The 15780-nt window shown below is 61.2% G+C and carries 8 protein-coding genes; 6 read left to right on the plus strand and 2 right to left on the minus strand.

Features of this window, described 5'->3' with window-relative positions; all coding sequences use genetic code 11:
• Nucleotides 1–18 precede the first annotated feature (18 nt).
• Entirely contained in the window at nt 19–885 is an 867-nt protein-coding gene (locus Q8O96_RS22890; RefSeq protein ID WP_102865044.1) for a class I SAM-dependent methyltransferase, read from the minus strand.
• 160 nt (nt 886–1045) lie between these two features.
• On the opposite strand from Q8O96_RS22890, the gene fabD reads away from it, so the two are divergent.
• The 6 genes from fabD to Q8O96_RS22920 all read left to right on the plus strand — a co-directional run bounded on the left by fabD (nt 1046) and on the right by Q8O96_RS22920 (nt 15267).
• Nucleotides 1046–3073 carry an ACP S-malonyltransferase gene (gene fabD, locus Q8O96_RS22895; protein ID WP_102865043.1) on the plus strand — a complete coding sequence of 676 codons (2028 nt, stop codon included), beginning with the start codon at nt 1046–1048 and terminating at the stop codon, nt 3071–3073.
• A gap of 26 nt (nt 3074–3099) precedes the next feature.
• Nucleotides 3100–10065, plus strand: a complete 6966-nt coding sequence (locus Q8O96_RS22900) for a beta-ketoacyl synthase N-terminal-like domain-containing protein (protein ID WP_305949456.1) — start codon at nt 3100–3102, stop codon at nt 10063–10065.
• 311 nt (nt 10066–10376) lie between these two features.
• Nucleotides 10377–11879, plus strand: a complete 1503-nt coding sequence (locus Q8O96_RS22905) for a hypothetical protein (RefSeq protein ID WP_305949457.1) — start codon at nt 10377–10379, stop codon at nt 11877–11879.
• Nucleotides 11880–12050: 171 nt separating this feature from the next.
• Complete coding sequence (locus Q8O96_RS22910) at nt 12051–12632, plus strand: hypothetical protein (protein WP_102865040.1); 582 nt, start codon at nt 12051–12053, stop codon at nt 12630–12632.
• 5 nt (nt 12633–12637) lie between these two features.
• On the plus strand, nt 12638–13630 hold the full coding sequence (locus tag Q8O96_RS22915) for a hypothetical protein (RefSeq protein WP_102865039.1): 993 nt from the start codon (nt 12638–12640) through the stop codon (nt 13628–13630).
• Entirely contained in the window at nt 13630–15267 is a 1638-nt protein-coding gene (locus tag Q8O96_RS22920) for a serine protease (protein ID WP_305949458.1), read from the plus strand. The genes Q8O96_RS22915 and Q8O96_RS22920 overlap by 1 nt, the downstream gene beginning before the upstream one ends.
• A gap of 22 nt (nt 15268–15289) precedes the next feature.
• On the opposite strand, the gene Q8O96_RS22925 is transcribed toward Q8O96_RS22920, so the two are convergent.
• Complete coding sequence (locus Q8O96_RS22925) at nt 15290–15754, minus strand: hypothetical protein (protein ID WP_146036439.1); 465 nt, start codon at nt 15752–15754, stop codon at nt 15290–15292.
• Nucleotides 15755–15780 lie beyond the last annotated feature (26 nt).

Raw genomic sequence — 15780 nt, forward strand, 5'->3', positions numbered from 1 at the left:
ACGGGCTGGCGCAAGGGTTCAGGCGGCCTTTTGCAAACGCCAGTACTTGTACGCCAGATGGCCGTTTTTATAAGCCTTGATGCCGCTGTCGTCGAAGAAGTGGAACAGGGTATCGAACGCGTGCCAGACCTCGGGCGGCAGCGGCTCACGCTGCTGCTTTTTCTCCTCTACCAGGCTTCTGAGCAGGTGCTTGAGGTGGCCGTCCTGGCTTTCGAAGGCCCTGATCACGCCGTCGGAAATGTCACGGTGTTCTTCCACCTTGAAACGGGCGTGCTCAATCATGGCCTGGTGCTGGGCCAGCACGTTGCTGAAGAAGTCGACGCCGATGCTGTCAGGCTCGGACAGGGCGCTGGTGTTGTCGCCTTTCATGGTGTCGGCATAAAAAAAGCGCCCGTCCTGCTTCAACACCCGCTGCACCTCTGCACCAAAGGTGTTGAGGTCGGGGTAGCAATGGGACGACTCGATGTTGATCACGACGTCGAATTCGTTATCGGCAAACGGCAGGGCCATCGCGTCGCCACCGACGAAGCTCAGCCCGGGCAAAGCGTGCACCCGGTTGCACAGCTCGATATGGGCCGGGCAGAAGTCCAGGCCGGTTACCGACGCCGCGCCGGTGTAGCGGGCAAGGTAGGAGCAATTGCCGCCCCGGCCCGAGCCGATTTCAAGGACCTTCTTGCCGCGCAGGTCGCTATCGCCCAACAGCGTGCGAATCAGGTTGACCGAACATTTTTGCTCAAGGTCTGCGTCGTTGATCCAGTCGAAGTCGCTGTCTTGGGCCAGGTAGCCGTAGTTGAGGAAGGTCAGGCGTTGGTCGGGGAACATCCGGGTCATCATGTCGTACCACTGACTGATCGGCGATACGGTTTCGGGTGCTGGTGTCGTCATGTCTACCTCCGTGTAAGAAAACCCAAATGGGGATGCTCGAGGAGCATAGCGGGCGCAAGGCCTGGCCCCGGAAGATTTTTTTGTCGATGTCGCAGGCCCTTTCAGATCGGCTCCTATACTGCGAGCCGTCACCTCAGCCATCCATTTCAGGACGAAATTTATGCCGTATCTTTTTCAGGGACAGACGTCTTGCGTGGTGTTCATGTTTCCTGGCCAGGGTTGCCAGTTCTATCAGATGGGCCGCGAGCTCTATCAGAACAATGCCGTGTTCCAACGCTGGATGAACGAGCTCGATACGCTGATTCGCACCGAACTGGGCCAGTCGGTGATCGCCGGGATCTACCACGACAACAACCCGCGCTCGCAGGTGTTCAATGACATTCGCCTGAGTCACCCGGCGATCTTCATGATCGAGTACGCCCTGGGCAAGACCCTGATCGAACATGGGATCACCCCCGATTACCTGCTGGGCGCCAGCCTTGGCGAACTGGCCGCCGCGGCGCTGGCCGGGGTGATGACGCTGCCTGAGGCGATTCGCCTGGTGGTGCGCCAGGGGCAACTGTTTCATCAACACCAGGCGCCGAGCGGAGAGGGCGCGATGCTGGCGATCCTGGCCTCGCAGGCGCTGTACCAGCAGATGCCGGTGCTGCACGAACACTGTGACATCGCGGCTTACAATGCGCCGTCGCTGATTGTCGTGGCCGGCCCGTCCAGCCGCGTCGCCGAAGCCGAGCGCCAGCTCAATGCGCAGGACATCGTGTTCCAGCGTCTGCCGGTGAATCAGGCCTTTCATTCGCGTCATATCGATGTGCTCAAGCCGCCAGTCGAGGCGCTGTTGAGCCAGATTCGCCTGCAGCCGGCACAGATCCCGGTGATTTCCTGCCTGAACACCCAGACCTTGCAGGTGTTGGACCGCGACCACTACTGGCAGAGCATCCGCCAGCCGATCCGCTTTTCCCAGACACTGCAACGGATCGAGGCTGAGGCCGCCGAGCGTGGCCAATCGATGATCTACCTTGACCTCGGCCCCAGCGGCACACTGGCCAACCTGATCAAGCAGAATATTCGTGACCGCGCCTTGCCGACGATCCACGCGGTGCTGAGCCCGTTCGGGCGCGATCTGGAAAAATTCGACGAGGTGCTGAGCCTGGGCCGGGCCTTGCAGCCGCTGCCGGCCAAGGCCGAGGCGATAGCCGTGCCAGTGCCGCCAGTGGTGGCCCCCCAGCCGAGTCCGGTTGCGGCGCCGCTACAGGCAGCCGCGCAGGCGGTCTTGGAGGTGCAGCAGCCGAGCCGCCTGGTACAGCGTCCCTCGGCGCCATTGGCGTCCGGGCCCAAGCGGGTCTATGTGTTTCCTGGGCAGGGCTCCCAGCGGCTGGGCATGGGCGCCGAGCTGTTCGAGCAGTTCCCCGAACAGGTGGCGCAAGCGGACCGCATTCTGGGCTATTCGCTGAAAACCCTGTGCCTGGAAGACCCCGAGCAACAACTGTCCAACACCCGCTTCACGCAACCGGCGCTCTACACCGTCAGTGCCCTGGCGTTCCTGGCCAAACAGCAGGCCGACCCGCGCAAAGCCGACTTTCTCGCCGGTCACAGCCTGGGGGAATACTGCGCGCTGTTTGCCGCGGGGGCTTTCTCTTTCGAAACCGGGTTGAAGCTGGTGAAAAAACGCGGCGAACTGATGGCACTTGCCAGCGGCGGCGGCATGGCGGCGGTGATTGGCTGCAGCCCTGAGGAGGTCAATTCGCTGCTGGTGCAGCACGGCCTCGGCGCTCTGGACGTCGCCAACTACAACTCGGCGTCCCAGGTGGTACTGGCCGGGCCCGTCGAGGCACTCAGCCATGCGCGGGAAATCTTCCAGGCGCTGGATATTACCTTTGTGGTACTGCCGGTCAGCGCGCCGTTCCACTCCCGCTACATGCACAGCGCAATGGGCGCCTTTGGCGATTACCTCGCGACGTTCGACTATTCGCCGCTGCACACCCCGGTGATCGCCAACATCAACGCCGCGCCGTATCGGGACCAGGACCTGGTGGCCAACCTGACCCGGCAAATCTGCGGCTCGGTGCGCTGGCTCGACACCGTGCAGTACCTGATGCGCCAAGGGACCTTCGAATGCGAGGAGCTCGGGCCGGGCGAGGTGTTGACCAAACTGGTCAAGAGCGTGCAAAACACCGCCGCCTTTTCGTGACAGCACTCGCCAATGGACGCCTTGTCATGGAAAGGACTATGAACGCCAGTTTCACCGATCAGTTGTTTGTCATCGCCAGTGTGCTGAGCCTGGAAAGCCGGCAGTTGATCTCGCGCCAGGCCATCAACCAGCCGTTCGACTTTGCGCCTTTTGTCGCCGCGGCTGCGGTCAATCCCGGGCCGCTGCGGGTGACCTTTGATGGCCTGAAAGCGTTTGGCTGGTTGAGCCAGCCCAGTGCCGAGCAGTATTTCTTCAATGGCCGGGCCTCGGCTATCGGCGCGCTGCCCGCGCAGGTGATCGAACTGTTTTCCTGGTTGGCGCCGCAGCGATTGCCACATGGGGATGACCTGCCGTGCCTGCGGCGTTGGCTGGCGCTGTCGGCGCTGGACTGGAATCTGCACTGTCCCGGGTTTGTTCATGGGCTGAACCAGTTGCTGTCGCTGGTGCTGTTACGCCGCTTGCAACTGCACGGGGCGATTGACCTCGACAGCGGACGGGTTGATCTGCGGCGCATCGACCATGAGCCGGTCGACCCCGATGGTATTCGCCTGTTGAGTGACTTTCTGCGCCGCCAACAGTGGATTCGCCGCCAGGAGCGGCACCTGGTGCTGAACCCGCAGCATCAAGCCTGCCTGGCAGAGCGGCTGAGCGAGCCTTTCCTGGCTTACTACGCCAGCCTGCCGGCGATCCTCGAAGACTTGCTGTTCAGTCAGGGCCAGCCATGGGCAGAGGTGTTGCAATGGCTCAAGGGGGCAGGGGAGCTGCAGCTCTGGCCGGGGGATCGGCCGGCGCTTGAGCGGCTGCTGGGCGAGATCTTCGATGCGCAGCCTTTGTCCTCGCAGCCGGACTGGATAATCGGCTTCGGCCGCCATCCCGGGGTTTGTTTGAGTGAGCTGTGGCAATGGTTGCGACAACACAGCGCCCGGGGCCAGGTGCTGGACAGCCAGCCGCTGCGCTGGCTGGTGCTGGAGGACGGGTTGGCGGGCGACCCGCAGTCCCTGCGCCAGCGTCTGCGCGACGCGGGTGTCGCGGCCACTGATCGGGTGATGTGGCTGGCTATCGGCCAGCAGAATCTGCAACCGCTGGAAGCGCTCTCGACGCCACAGCTGCCAGTGCCTGCGCAGCGCTTCTACCTGGGTTTCGACGGCTCGGCGGTGCCGGGCGCCGCGGTGCTGGGCAGCCTGCAGCATTCGGCCAAAGCACTGGCCGCGTTGATCGGCGATCAACCGCTGGTGCTCAGCGAACGTCACTGGCGCCCGGACGGGCCAGTGGCGGATCACTTTGCCTGTTACTACCCGGTTGAGGCGGCGCAGTACCTGATGGCCCTGGCAGGGGCCGGGTTGTTTGCCGATCCGGGCATGCTGCACACGCAGCTCCAGGGCGGCGTCGATTGCGTGGCCAGCAGTGGCTGCTACAGGGCGCGTGATTATCAGGTGCGCCACGTGACGCTCGCGGACATGCCCGCGCTGCTGACCCTCGAACACGCCTGCTGGCCCGAAGGCGGCCGGGTCGATGAAGCCATCCTCCGGCGCCGCTTGAGCCAGGACCCCGCCGGGCAACTGGCATTGGAGTTCAGGGGCGAGTTGGTGGGGGTGATCTATTCCCAGCGCATCGCCCATAGCGACGGCTTGTTCACGGTGGATTTCGCCAGCGTCGACCAGCTGTTTCACGGCAAGGGCAGCACCGTCCAGATCCAGAGCCTGAACATTCTCCCGGCGCATCAGTACAGCGGCTATGGCGATCAGTTGCTGGAGTTCATGCTGCAATATTGCACCCTGCGCCATGGCGTCGACACCGTGGTCGGCGTGACTCGCTGCAAGGACTATCCCAAGTACCGCCATCTGGCCCTGGCGGACTACATCCACAGCCGTGACGCGCGCGGCGAGCTGCTGGACCCGGTGCTGCGTTTCCACGAGTTGCACGGTGCCGGTATCGAGCGCCTGGTGGCCGGGTATCGTCCCGCCGATGCCGACAATGGCGGGCATGGGGTTCTGGTGCGCTACGACCTGGCGCGCCGTCAGCCCCAGAAGGCTGCAGCGCTCACCGCCATGGTCGCTCAGCCAACCATCGCCATCGACGACGCCGTGCGCCAGAGCATCAATCATTGCCTGGGGCACGCCCGGGACAGCCGGGTGTCGCCGCGCCACAGCCTGATGGAACTGGGGCTGGACTCAGCCGACCTGCTAGGGCTCAGTGAACAGTTGGGCATGACCTTGGGACTGCCCCTGGAGCCCAGCTTCTTCTTTCGCCACAACAACGTGGAAACAATCATCGCCGCGCTGCAAGAACGCCGCGCCCCCCAGGGGCCGTCGCCCATCGACACTCAAGCAGCCCCAGGCGAAACCGCGCCGCCAACGCCCGCCGGCCTGGACCCTGACTTTGCGGTGATCGGCATCAGCGGGGTATTCCCCGGTGGAGAGCTGCAGGGGTTCTGGGGGGCGATTCGCAATAGCCTCGGGCAGATCCGCCCGGTGCCCGGCGAGCGCGCCATGGCCGGACCGGTGGCGGGCTACATCGATGGGATCGAGTGTTTCGATCATGGTTTTTTCGCCGTCTCGGCGGCAGAAGCGGCGCTGATGGACCCGCAGCAGCGCTTGCTGTTGCAGCATGCCTGGCTGGCGCTGGAGGATGCCGCCATCGCGGCGCCTGACTTTGCCCGCCACCCCACGGGGGTATTTGTCGCAGCAGCGCCGAGCGAGTACCGCGAGGTCGTCGAGCTGCCCGGCACCAGCCCGTTTCTGCTGACGTCGTCTTCGCCGTGCATGTATGCCAACCGGATTTCCTGGTTTCTCGACCTGCGCGGGCCCAGCGAATATTGCAACACTGCCTGCTCGTCGGTGCTGGTGGCGCTGCATCGGGCCATGCAGGCGATCCGGGCCGGCGAGTGCCGACAGGCGCTGGTGGGCGCGGTCAACCTGCTGCTGTCGCCTGATGAAACGGCCGGCTACCGGCAGATGGGATTTCTCAGCGAACAGGCGCAAACCCGCTCATTCCAGGCCGGGGCCGATGGTTATGTGCGGTCCGAGGGCGTGGGCGTGTTGTTGCTCAAGCCACTGGCCGATGCCCTGCGTGACGGTGACCGGATTCATCTGCAGATCAAGGGCAGCGGAGTCGGCCATGGTGGGCGCGGGCTTTCGCTGACCGCCCCCGATCACGACGGCCTGCAAGCGGCAATGGTTGCCGCTTACCGCAGCGCCGGGGTGACGCCCGACAGCGTCAGCTATGTGGAGGCCCATGGCACCGGCTCGGCGATGGGCGATGCCATCGAGGTCGACGCGATCCAGGCGGCACGCCGTCAACTAAGTGCTGGCGAGCAAGCCGGCACGCCCTGGAACATCAGTACCTTGAAACCGCTGATCGGGCATTGCGAGCTGGCCTCTGGCATGGCGGCCTTGTTCAAGGTGATCGATGCCGTGCAACAGCGCTATCTGCCGGGAATCCCGGGGTTGCAGCAACTGGGCCCGGCCATCAGGCTCGACCCGCAGCAACTGTCCCTTGCTCCCGAGAACCGGCCATGGCCGGCCCTCAAGGACGGGCAGGGGCAGGCATTGCCACGCCGGGCCAGCATCAACAGCTATGGCTTTGGCGGCGTCAGCGCCCATCTGGTGGTGGAAGAGTTTATCGCCCAGCCCCGACAGACGCCTGCGGTGACTGGGCTGCAACTGATCCTGTTGTCGGCACAAGATGCACAACGGCTGCGGGAGCAGGCGGGGCGCTTGAGTCAGGCTATCGATCAGCTGGCGCCAGTGTGCCTGGCCGACATCGCCTACACCTTGCAAGTGGGGCGCACAGCAATGGCTTGCCGCTGGACCTGCCTGGTGGACAGCGTCGCAGCTCTGCAACAGCAGCTTTCTGAGCTGGCCCAAGGTTTGCGCGACGACCTGGTGCAGGTTGACGAACCGGCGAGCGCTGTTGACGGCGCACTGGCCCAGGCACTGACGCAACCGGACTGGCCGGCATTGGCCGAATACTGGCGACAGGGGGGGACGCTGGATTGGCACAGTCTGGCGCGCCAGGGGCAGCCCCGGCGCATTGGCCTTCCGGGCTATCCCTTTGCCCGACAGCGCCATTGGTTGGCGCCGCGACGGATTGCCCCCCATCAGCCGGCTGACCCCGGCACCGCGCCGCCAGCGAACAGCTTGCGCCAGGTCCTGGCCCAAGTGCTGGGGTGTGATCCGCAGAGCCTGGCAGGTTGCGAGTCACGGAGCCTGGCCAGCCTGGGCCTCAACTCCCTGGGCGCGGTGGGCCTCAAGGCCAGGCTGGAACAGCAACTGCAGGTGTCGCTCTGCCTGGCACAACTGAGCCCGTACTTGAGTCTCGCCGAGGTCGAAGCCACTCTGGCGGCCCGCGAACCTCATGCGGATGCTCAAGCCGGACCGGTATTGCAGCCGGCCCCCGACGCTGCCCATCAACCTTTTGCGCTCAACGACATCCAGCAATCGTTCCTCTCGGGACGCACGCTGCTGGCTGAGTCTGAACGGGTCGGTTGCCATATCTACCTGGAATTCGACTGGCCGGAACTGGATGTCTACCGGCTCAATCAGGCGTGGAATCGGCTGTTGCTGCAGCACGATGCGCTGCGGCTCCGGGTGCTGGATGACGGCCGGCAACAGGTCGGCGAAGCCAAGCCTTATGGCTTCAACATCCGTGACCTGCGCCGCTGCGATCCCCTGGACCGCGAACGTTCCCTGGCGGCGCTGCGCGGATCGATGTCGCACAAGGTGTATCTGGCCGGCGACGACAGGCTCTTTGAAGTCGCCGTGTCGCTGCTGGATCGACAACACAGCCGGGTGCACTTGAGCATCGACGAGTGGATTGTCGATGCCACGTCCCTGGAGGTGCTGCTGCAGCAGTGGTTGATGTGGTACCGGGAGCCTGATGCCACGCTGGCGGATCAGGGGGTGTCGTTGCGTGACTATCAACGGGCGCTGGAGTCTTGCAAAGACTCACCGCGCTACCGGCGCGACCTGCAGTACTGGCTCGACAAACTGGCGGCGGCGCCGCCGGGCCTGTACTTGCCCAAGGCACCGCGCCCGGCCGGCCGCCAGCGCCAACGGCTGACCTCGACCCTGGAGCCGAGCCGCTGGCAGCGCCTGAAAGAGCGGGGGACGGCCCTGCAGGTTTCAGGCACGGCACTGCTGCTCAGCCTGTTTGGCCTGATCCTGCAACGGGCCAATGCCGGCCAGGCGTTCTCCTTGATCACCACCAGCTATGGCCGGTTGCCCCTGCACCCGGACATTGAGCGTCTGGTTGGCCCCCTGATCTCGACCCAGTTCTTTGCCTTTGCCGCAGCCCGGGAACAAAGCCTGGGGGAATGGGTTCAAGGGGTGCAGCGCCAGTTGCTGGAGGACCTTGACCATGCCAGCGTCGGCGGCGTCGCGGCGCTGCGGGAAATCCGTCGACGTGGCGAGCCATCGCAATCTTTCAAAGGCGGCGAGGTGGTCTTCACCTCGATGCTCAACAACCCGGTGCTCGATGCTGCCCCGAGCTTCGGCGATGCCCAGCACTACTGTGTGACCCAAACCCCACAGATCAACCTTGATCACCAACTGCGCGAGCGTGGCGGCGCACTGAGCCTGAGCTGGGACGTGGCCATCGACTGCTATCCCGACGGTCTGATCGAGCAGCTGTTTACCGACTATTGCCAGCTGCTGTGCCGGTTGGCGGACGCTGACGATCACTGGCAGGCATTGAACTCCGCCGATCTGCTCCCTGTGGCGCCTGTTCAGCTGGCCTCCAGCGCGGAGCCAACCCAGCCCTTTGCACTGACGGATCAACAGCAGGCATACGCCTTCAGCCGCTCGCTGCACCCAGGACAGGGCGGTTCACAGCTCTACCTGGCCTTGAGCATCCCAGCCCTGGATGTTGCTCGACTGGCCCGGGCCTGGCAGCAATTGCAGGCTCACCATCCGCTGCTGCGCACGCGGGTTCTGGCCAACGGCACCCAACAGATCATGCAAAGCCCGCCAGGAGGGCAACTGGAAACGCTGGGGCAGGGTGTCAGCCCCGCCCAAGTCGCCGAAGAGCTGCTCGGCCGGGTGACTGCACTGGGTGACTGGCCCTATGCCGTGCTCAAGGTCAGCAGCGCCGACGCAGGTCAGAGCCTGGTGCATCTGGCCGTTGACCTGCTGCTTGTCGACCTGCCCAGCCGAGACCTGTTGATCCGGCAACTGCTCAAGCTCTACCAGGGCGCAACACTGCCCGCGCTGACCATCCACTTCGCGGATTACATCGCAGCACTCGGACAGCACAAACGCAGCCCAGCGGCGCAAGACGCCGCGCTTTACTGGCAGGAAAAATTCCGCCGCCTGCCTCAGGGACCGCAACTCGAGGCCAACCGCGACGTCAACGGCCTGTACCTGAAATACGAGCATCGCCTCGACTGCTGGCCACTGCTGCGCAAACGCATCGAACATGCGGGCATCAGCGCCGATGCCTTACTGATCAGCGTCTATGCCTTTTGCCTGGCAAAACACTGCGCACTGCCAGCCTTCACCCTGGTGGCCCCAGGCTGGAAACGCCCCCCCGTCCACCCACAGATCGACGCACTGGTCGGCGACTTCACCACCTTGAGCTGGATCGACTTCAACAGCCAAGCCCTGACGTTCATCGAACAAGCCCGCCGTTGCGATCGGATCTTCACCGAGGATCAACAACACAGCGCCATCAGCGGCTTGCAGGCACTGCGCAAGGTTGCAACGGACAAGCAGCACCCACGCACCCTGGATTTCCCGGTGGTGTTTACCCGACTCAACCCACAAGGACCACTGGACCTGCCCGAAGGCGTGACCCTGGTTGACAGTGCAAGCCGCACCCACGGCGTGGCGCTGGACAATCTGAGCATCGAGACGCCAGGGGCCTTGTTGATCCATTGGGATCTGGCGACTGATCGCCTGGCGGCGGCGCAGGGGGAGGCGATCTTTGGGGAGTATTGTCGATTGTTGGAGCGGTTGGCGGTGGAAGAGGGAAAGTGGGGCATGGATGGACTGTGATGGATGATCATAAGTCCGTTGCTCGCGGATGCCGGTTAGATGAATAAGGAGGTAGAAACAAGATTCTTTATTTGGTCTTTTCAGAGCATTTTACAGGTTTGCGCAAGTGCTGAATGCAAGCGGCGCCGAGGCGCCAGAAACAGTTGTGCTTGTTGAAAGTGTTTAGGCTTAATAGTTTGAACATGGGAATAAGCACCTACTAGTATTTTCTGATTTACCGTTTGCACGAGCAACTCCAAGGTGTGCTTTACTGAAAAAAGATGGCTAACAGCCGTCTTTCAAGGATCTTCATCCCTAGGGACTTATTACCCATGAACGACAATTTGACCTCTCAAGTTCAGTCCACCTCGTTGCTAGGTGCAGCTCCCTTGGACTGGAATAACGCAATGCGCACTATCTCTTTAAACTTGGTGGCAAAGACGCCTGGCGTTGGGTTCTTCGTCAAAAGTCTGGTCGATATTTTCTGGCGCCCCTCAAGTACGGACATCTGGGACGAGATCAAGCAAAAAGTTATCGAGCTGGTTGATAGCGCGGTCTTGCGCAAGGAATTCGAGACCTATCAACACGAAGTCGATGCCCTAAGAATCTCGCTCAATCGCTATGCATCCGAAAGAGCTCTAGCCGAAAAAGCGGCACACTTGGCCGCCTGCCTGGAGTCGGCCACTCGATTGCACCAGTGCCTGACACGTTCATCCAACATGATCCATCTATTGCCGGTAACCATCACATTCTCATACGCCCACCTGACAATCCTGCGTGAGCGCGTGCTCTATGGCCGCGATCTGTATGGCGAAACGGACCCGCAACGGGCTGAGGAACTTGACGAGACAATAAATGAATATAAGGCATTCTTTGTTAGAGCCATGTCTGCCGTCAAAACTTGGCGCCGATCAAAAATTTCCGATCATCAGCATGGCTCTGGCGGCATCGTTCGCGATCAAACACGCACGATCAGGGACGAGGTCTCAGGCGATTCGATCGTATTTGTCAGTACACGCAGTACAGTGGACAACATCTACCCGCAAATGGCCGAAGCCGCCAAGCGCCGCCTGTTCAACCACTGGTATCAGGAGTTCTTGAAGATCTACTTGCCCACATTTCTCCTGGACAACTTTCGGCCCGGCCATGAACTGGACCTTCCTTGTGTGGACGCTTCGATGCGCACCTATGTCCACGGTCCCTATTGGGTGGATGAGAAGCTGAACTTTCTAAACCTGACGTCGTCGCCAATCGACAGAATCGACCGTGTAGAAGCATGGACATCAGATCTTTTGAGCCAGATTACCGTTACAAACTCCACAAGTTCGGGAGTGAGCAATACGGTTATTGGCAAGAAGATCAGTGGTCAGGCGCCACAAGCGGCGAATATGGACGGCTGGGAACTAACAGGCATTACCAGCCATTGGGGAATCGGGGTGCTTAACGGATTAACACTTCTTGGTCAGAAGCCTACTTACGCCCCTCACAATCCTGAAGATAGTTGGCTTGACGAGCTTGTAACCTATCATCCCGCTGGCTCACATTCTGGCTCCAGCGAGCTCAAGGCCAGGACAATCCAACCCCAGGACCTTGACCCCAATGTGGATTGGGTACTGGTGGGTGACCGTTATGTTTCTCGCAGGTCCCTGAGTGTAGAAATCGACATGTATAAATTTAAGCCGGACCGCACTCCCAAACATTTCAAGCACGGTGGGGTTGAGAACTTTCGCTGCGTAGCAATTCGAGGTCAACTGGGGCAGTCGTCACACGGCCACTCAGCGCTGTCAGCCGTTGAATTCGAGTTCGCCTACTATGAAGAAGACTTCAAACGCTAGGTAAACGCCCCAGCTTTGCTGTTTCGAACCTCAGATAGGACATGCTAGTTAAGTTGCAGAACCCTGGGTTTGGTGCTTACGTCATTTGATCTATCGGTCCCCGGTGCACTTGGCGACCTGTCAGGCGCGATCATCGACGGGCCCTGGTTTCCCTGCCACGAGATCCATTCCATGGACGCACAAGCAGCTGTCGACGGTATCCGCGCTCTCGGGGGGAGGTATGTGGTGACCTTTCTGGGCTTTTCAGACGCGGGTTACGAGGATGAGTCTCAAGCCCGGGAGGTGCTCTTGGCGGAACTCAAGACCCTCGATCCGAGGCACACTATCGTCTGCTCCGGCGCCACCACAGAAGGCATCGGCATGGTTTATCCGCTGGCGCTACGCGAGGGGTTCCGCACCGTGGGCATCGTATCGTCGCGGGCACGGGCCGAGGGAGTGCACTTTTCCAGGGATTGCGAGTGCGTGTTCGTGGTGGACGACGATACTTGGGGCGGAAAGCAGGCCAACGAGCATCTATCCTCCACCTCACAAGCCATAGTGAACGCCAGCGACGTGATGATCGCCATCGGCGGCGGTGCAATAGCCCGCGATGAACTAGAGGAAGGGCGCAGTAACGGCAAGCTTGTACGCTTCTACAAGGCCGATATGAATCATGCCCGCGCCAAGGCCAATGCCATCAAAGACGGCAGGCCAGTTCCTTGTTCGTTCTGCGGCGACGCCCAGACGCTTTTCCAGGACGCTAGCAGGGAGTAAGAGGCATGAGGAAATATGCTGTCGTCTTTGTGCACGGGCTGGCAAAGAAACCTTCACCAGAAAAACTCGCGCAGATCTGGCGTTGGGGGCTGGAGCGAGGGGACACGCCTGCACCTTTTGACGGGGGCAACCCAGGGATCGATCTCGATATCCTGGGAGTGCCGAGTCTCTTCAACTACTACGCCGACGTTTTCTACGGCACCGACTACGAAACGGATCTCGACGCGTTCTACGAATCGGAGAACGATGCCATCGCCGATCAGGAGAATGTGGAGCAGGTGGCCGGTGAGCTTGCCATCCCAACACCGGTCAACGAAAAAGAGGCGAGATTCCTCGCAGAGGTGGAGCGCAAAATGCGCGAAGTACCGTGCCCTGGCGAACCGCCTGACCTCATGACTCTGTCCGTTGCACAGCAAGCTGCACAACTCGAGATAGTGTCCTGGCTGCCGAAGCCTGTGAAAGAGGCGGTCATCAAAAAGGCGGCGATGGAGGCCTATTATTTCCTGTTCGACAAGGAGTATGTCCGGCCGGTCGATGGCGTGACCTTCAAGGTGCGGGCGGAGCTGCGCAAGCGCCTGATCGATGACCTGAAAGAAGCCGCGAAGCGGGCGCATAACCTGGTTCTGGTGACCCACAGCATGGGCACGATGATCGCGTATGACGTACTACGCAACTGTAAGGATTGCCCACCGGTGGAGGTACTGTTTACCTTGGGTTCGCCATTGGGCATCACCGAGGTACAGGAACAACTACGAGCCGAACGCATGCCGCCCATCGACTTTCCGCCAGCACTCGGTCGCTGGATCAACGTCTATGACCCTCTCGACCCTGTCTGTGGTATGGACCCGAAAATGAACGACTACCATCCCACGGCGGGGCGCAAGGTGGAGGACGTGTGTGAGAGCAATTGGGGCAGTTGGCGCCACACCATCACTCACTACTTCGCTGGCAGACAGTTCCGCACGTTGCTGGCGCAGGCCCTCGAGGTACCGCGTTGATGCCGCTCCTGTCAGTCAGCGAGCTCGCGAACGCACTGAAACGCGGCGAGTATCCAAACCCTCCGTTGCAGTTACTGACGCAAGCTGTGCATTTCCTCACGGACGAGGTGCTTGGCAGCCAGCGGACCTCTCCGAAGAGCATCCGTGACGCCATGGACCTGCTGCGCAGGCACCGCCATTTCGAACACGTGCATGAGATCGGTGTCGCCTGGCACGACACACATGGCTGCGACGCTGTCATCCAGCGCCTACTTGCCCAGGCCAAAGTGGAACTCGGGGCTCTGGAGGGGGCCGACGAATTGCTCGACGAAGTCGACCAAATGGCAAGCAAGCACCCAAAGGATCTCGAATACAAAGCCCAGGACAAGGACTACAACGCTTTGCGCGGACGTATCCGCAAGCAACGGTTTGTGCTGACCGACAACGTGAATGTGCTCGACGAATCAATCGCCTACTACCAGAAGAAGCAGCATGCAGAGCCGAACTTCTTTCTCGATGTCAACGTGCTGGCGCTGCGCGTCTGCCTGCACGAACGGATAGCGCAGCAGGTCGAGGCGTTGATTGACCTGGCTCACGATGTCCTGAAACAGGCATCCGTGGCGATCCGAACCAAGCCTGCCGATCCCTGGGCGCTTGCGACTGCTTCCGAGGCATGTCTTGCGTTAAACCGCTTTCTACCGGACGAGAACTGGTGCGACTGGGCCGAGCTGTGGCTCTATCGGTTCCTGGCGCACCCTAAGTGTGGGCCGTTTGAGATGGAGAGCTATTTCCGCCAGGTGCGCGAAATCTGGAATGGAACACCACTGGATGACTCTACGTGCGCAGGCCGCCTAGCCAGAATCTTTGAAGGTCATGTGTTGCGCACCCAGCGACGCTGGTCTGTGGATGCCCGTCAAATGCAGTGGCTTCAGCAAAACCCCGAGGAGCTGGAGAAAAACTTCTGCGGAGAGAAGTCGTTCACTGTGGGGGATATCCGCAGGATGCTAGCTCTCGCGCCAAACATCGGCTGCGTGATGAACGACAAAGGTGTGCGTATGGGCACCGGTTTCCTGGTACAGGGGTCAACGTTTGGCCATGAGGGCCTGCTGTTCGTCACCAATGCACACGTCATCAGCGATAACTTGCCCAAAGCGATAAACAGCGCAGACGCGCGCGTTACCTTCGAGACCGAGGCAGACAGCGGCATGCTGCCTTGCCTAGTGCAAGAGATTCTGTTCAGTTCGGAACCGGGGCAACTCGGCAACGTAGCCGAGGCGCCAGGCAAGCTGGACGTGACCGTCTGCCGTTTGAACCGAACACCGGTCAGCGCAGATGGCCTTCCCGTGGCGGCAACCATTCCCTGGCCCTCGCCGCGGACCAAGGCATTTGTTGTCGGTCATCCGCGCGCCGGGGAATTGCAGTTCTCGCTCCAGGACAGCGTCCTCCTCGATGTCTGCGAAAACGAACGACTGATGCACTACCGAACGCCCACCGATCCTGGCAGCTCCGGCAGCCCGGTGTTCAACAGGGAGTGGGAGGTCGTCGCTCTGCACCACGCGGGCTCGCAGACGTGCCGGCGGTTGTCTGGTACTGGCTGCTATGAAGCAAATGAAGGCATCACCCTGCAATCGATTCGTCAGCACTGGAAGGGTATCTGAATGGGATGGACGTGGGAAAGGCTTAGTCCTCGACCCAAGGAGGGTAGGGCCGGAACTTGACCAGCCTTGAGGCCCACTCTTTCTCGAGTTTCGAGTATGACCCCGCCTTGGCGTAATGCTCGGAATGCACGCCCCAAACGATTCGAGCGTGTTCAATCGCCTCCACGATACGCTTGTCTAGCGCAACGGCCGCGACGTGTTCATCGCGCTCGGTGAGACGACGCGGTAATGACCAACGATCCCAGAAAACGGGGCGCTGATGATCCAGGAGGCGCGTGGCAAGTTCAAATGCTGCTCGTGTTCCATCCATCATCCTGTAGCTGATGAAATCGGGTGCCATTTCTTCCAGGCGCGCAGCATGCTTCAACAAAAGAGCAGGATCAGCGATTTCGCGAAGAAACTGCAATGCTTGGCCAATCGCGGTGCGAGGTGTGTTCAGCAAATGACGTACATTGCCCTGCGCATCCATGGCCTTCAGTTCGCGCACGAGCTCGGTTGCATTGAATAGCGGGT

It is taken from the genome of Pseudomonas sp. LPH60 (genome assembly GCF_030718165.1).
GTDB lineage: Bacteria > Pseudomonadota > Gammaproteobacteria > Pseudomonadales > Pseudomonadaceae > Aquipseudomonas > Aquipseudomonas danubii.

Coding starts and splice junctions, on each gene's coding strand:
- Q8O96_RS22910 (WP_102865040.1), top strand. CDS start 12,051: ATGGACGCACAAGCAGCTGTCGACGGTATCCGCGCTCTCGGGGGGAGG.
- Q8O96_RS22890 (WP_102865044.1), bottom strand. CDS start 885: ATGACGACACCAGCACCCGAAACCGTATCGCCGATCAGTCAGTGGTAC.
- Q8O96_RS22920 (WP_305949458.1), top strand. CDS start 13,630: ATGCCGCTCCTGTCAGTCAGCGAGCTCGCGAACGCACTGAAACGCGGC.
- Q8O96_RS22905 (WP_305949457.1), top strand. CDS start 10,377: ATGAACGACAATTTGACCTCTCAAGTTCAGTCCACCTCGTTGCTAGGT.
- Q8O96_RS22900 (WP_305949456.1), top strand. CDS start 3,100: ATGGAAAGGACTATGAACGCCAGTTTCACCGATCAGTTGTTTGTCATC.
- fabD (WP_102865043.1), top strand. CDS start 1,046: ATGCCGTATCTTTTTCAGGGACAGACGTCTTGCGTGGTGTTCATGTTT.
- Q8O96_RS22915 (WP_102865039.1), top strand. CDS start 12,638: ATGAGGAAATATGCTGTCGTCTTTGTGCACGGGCTGGCAAAGAAACCT.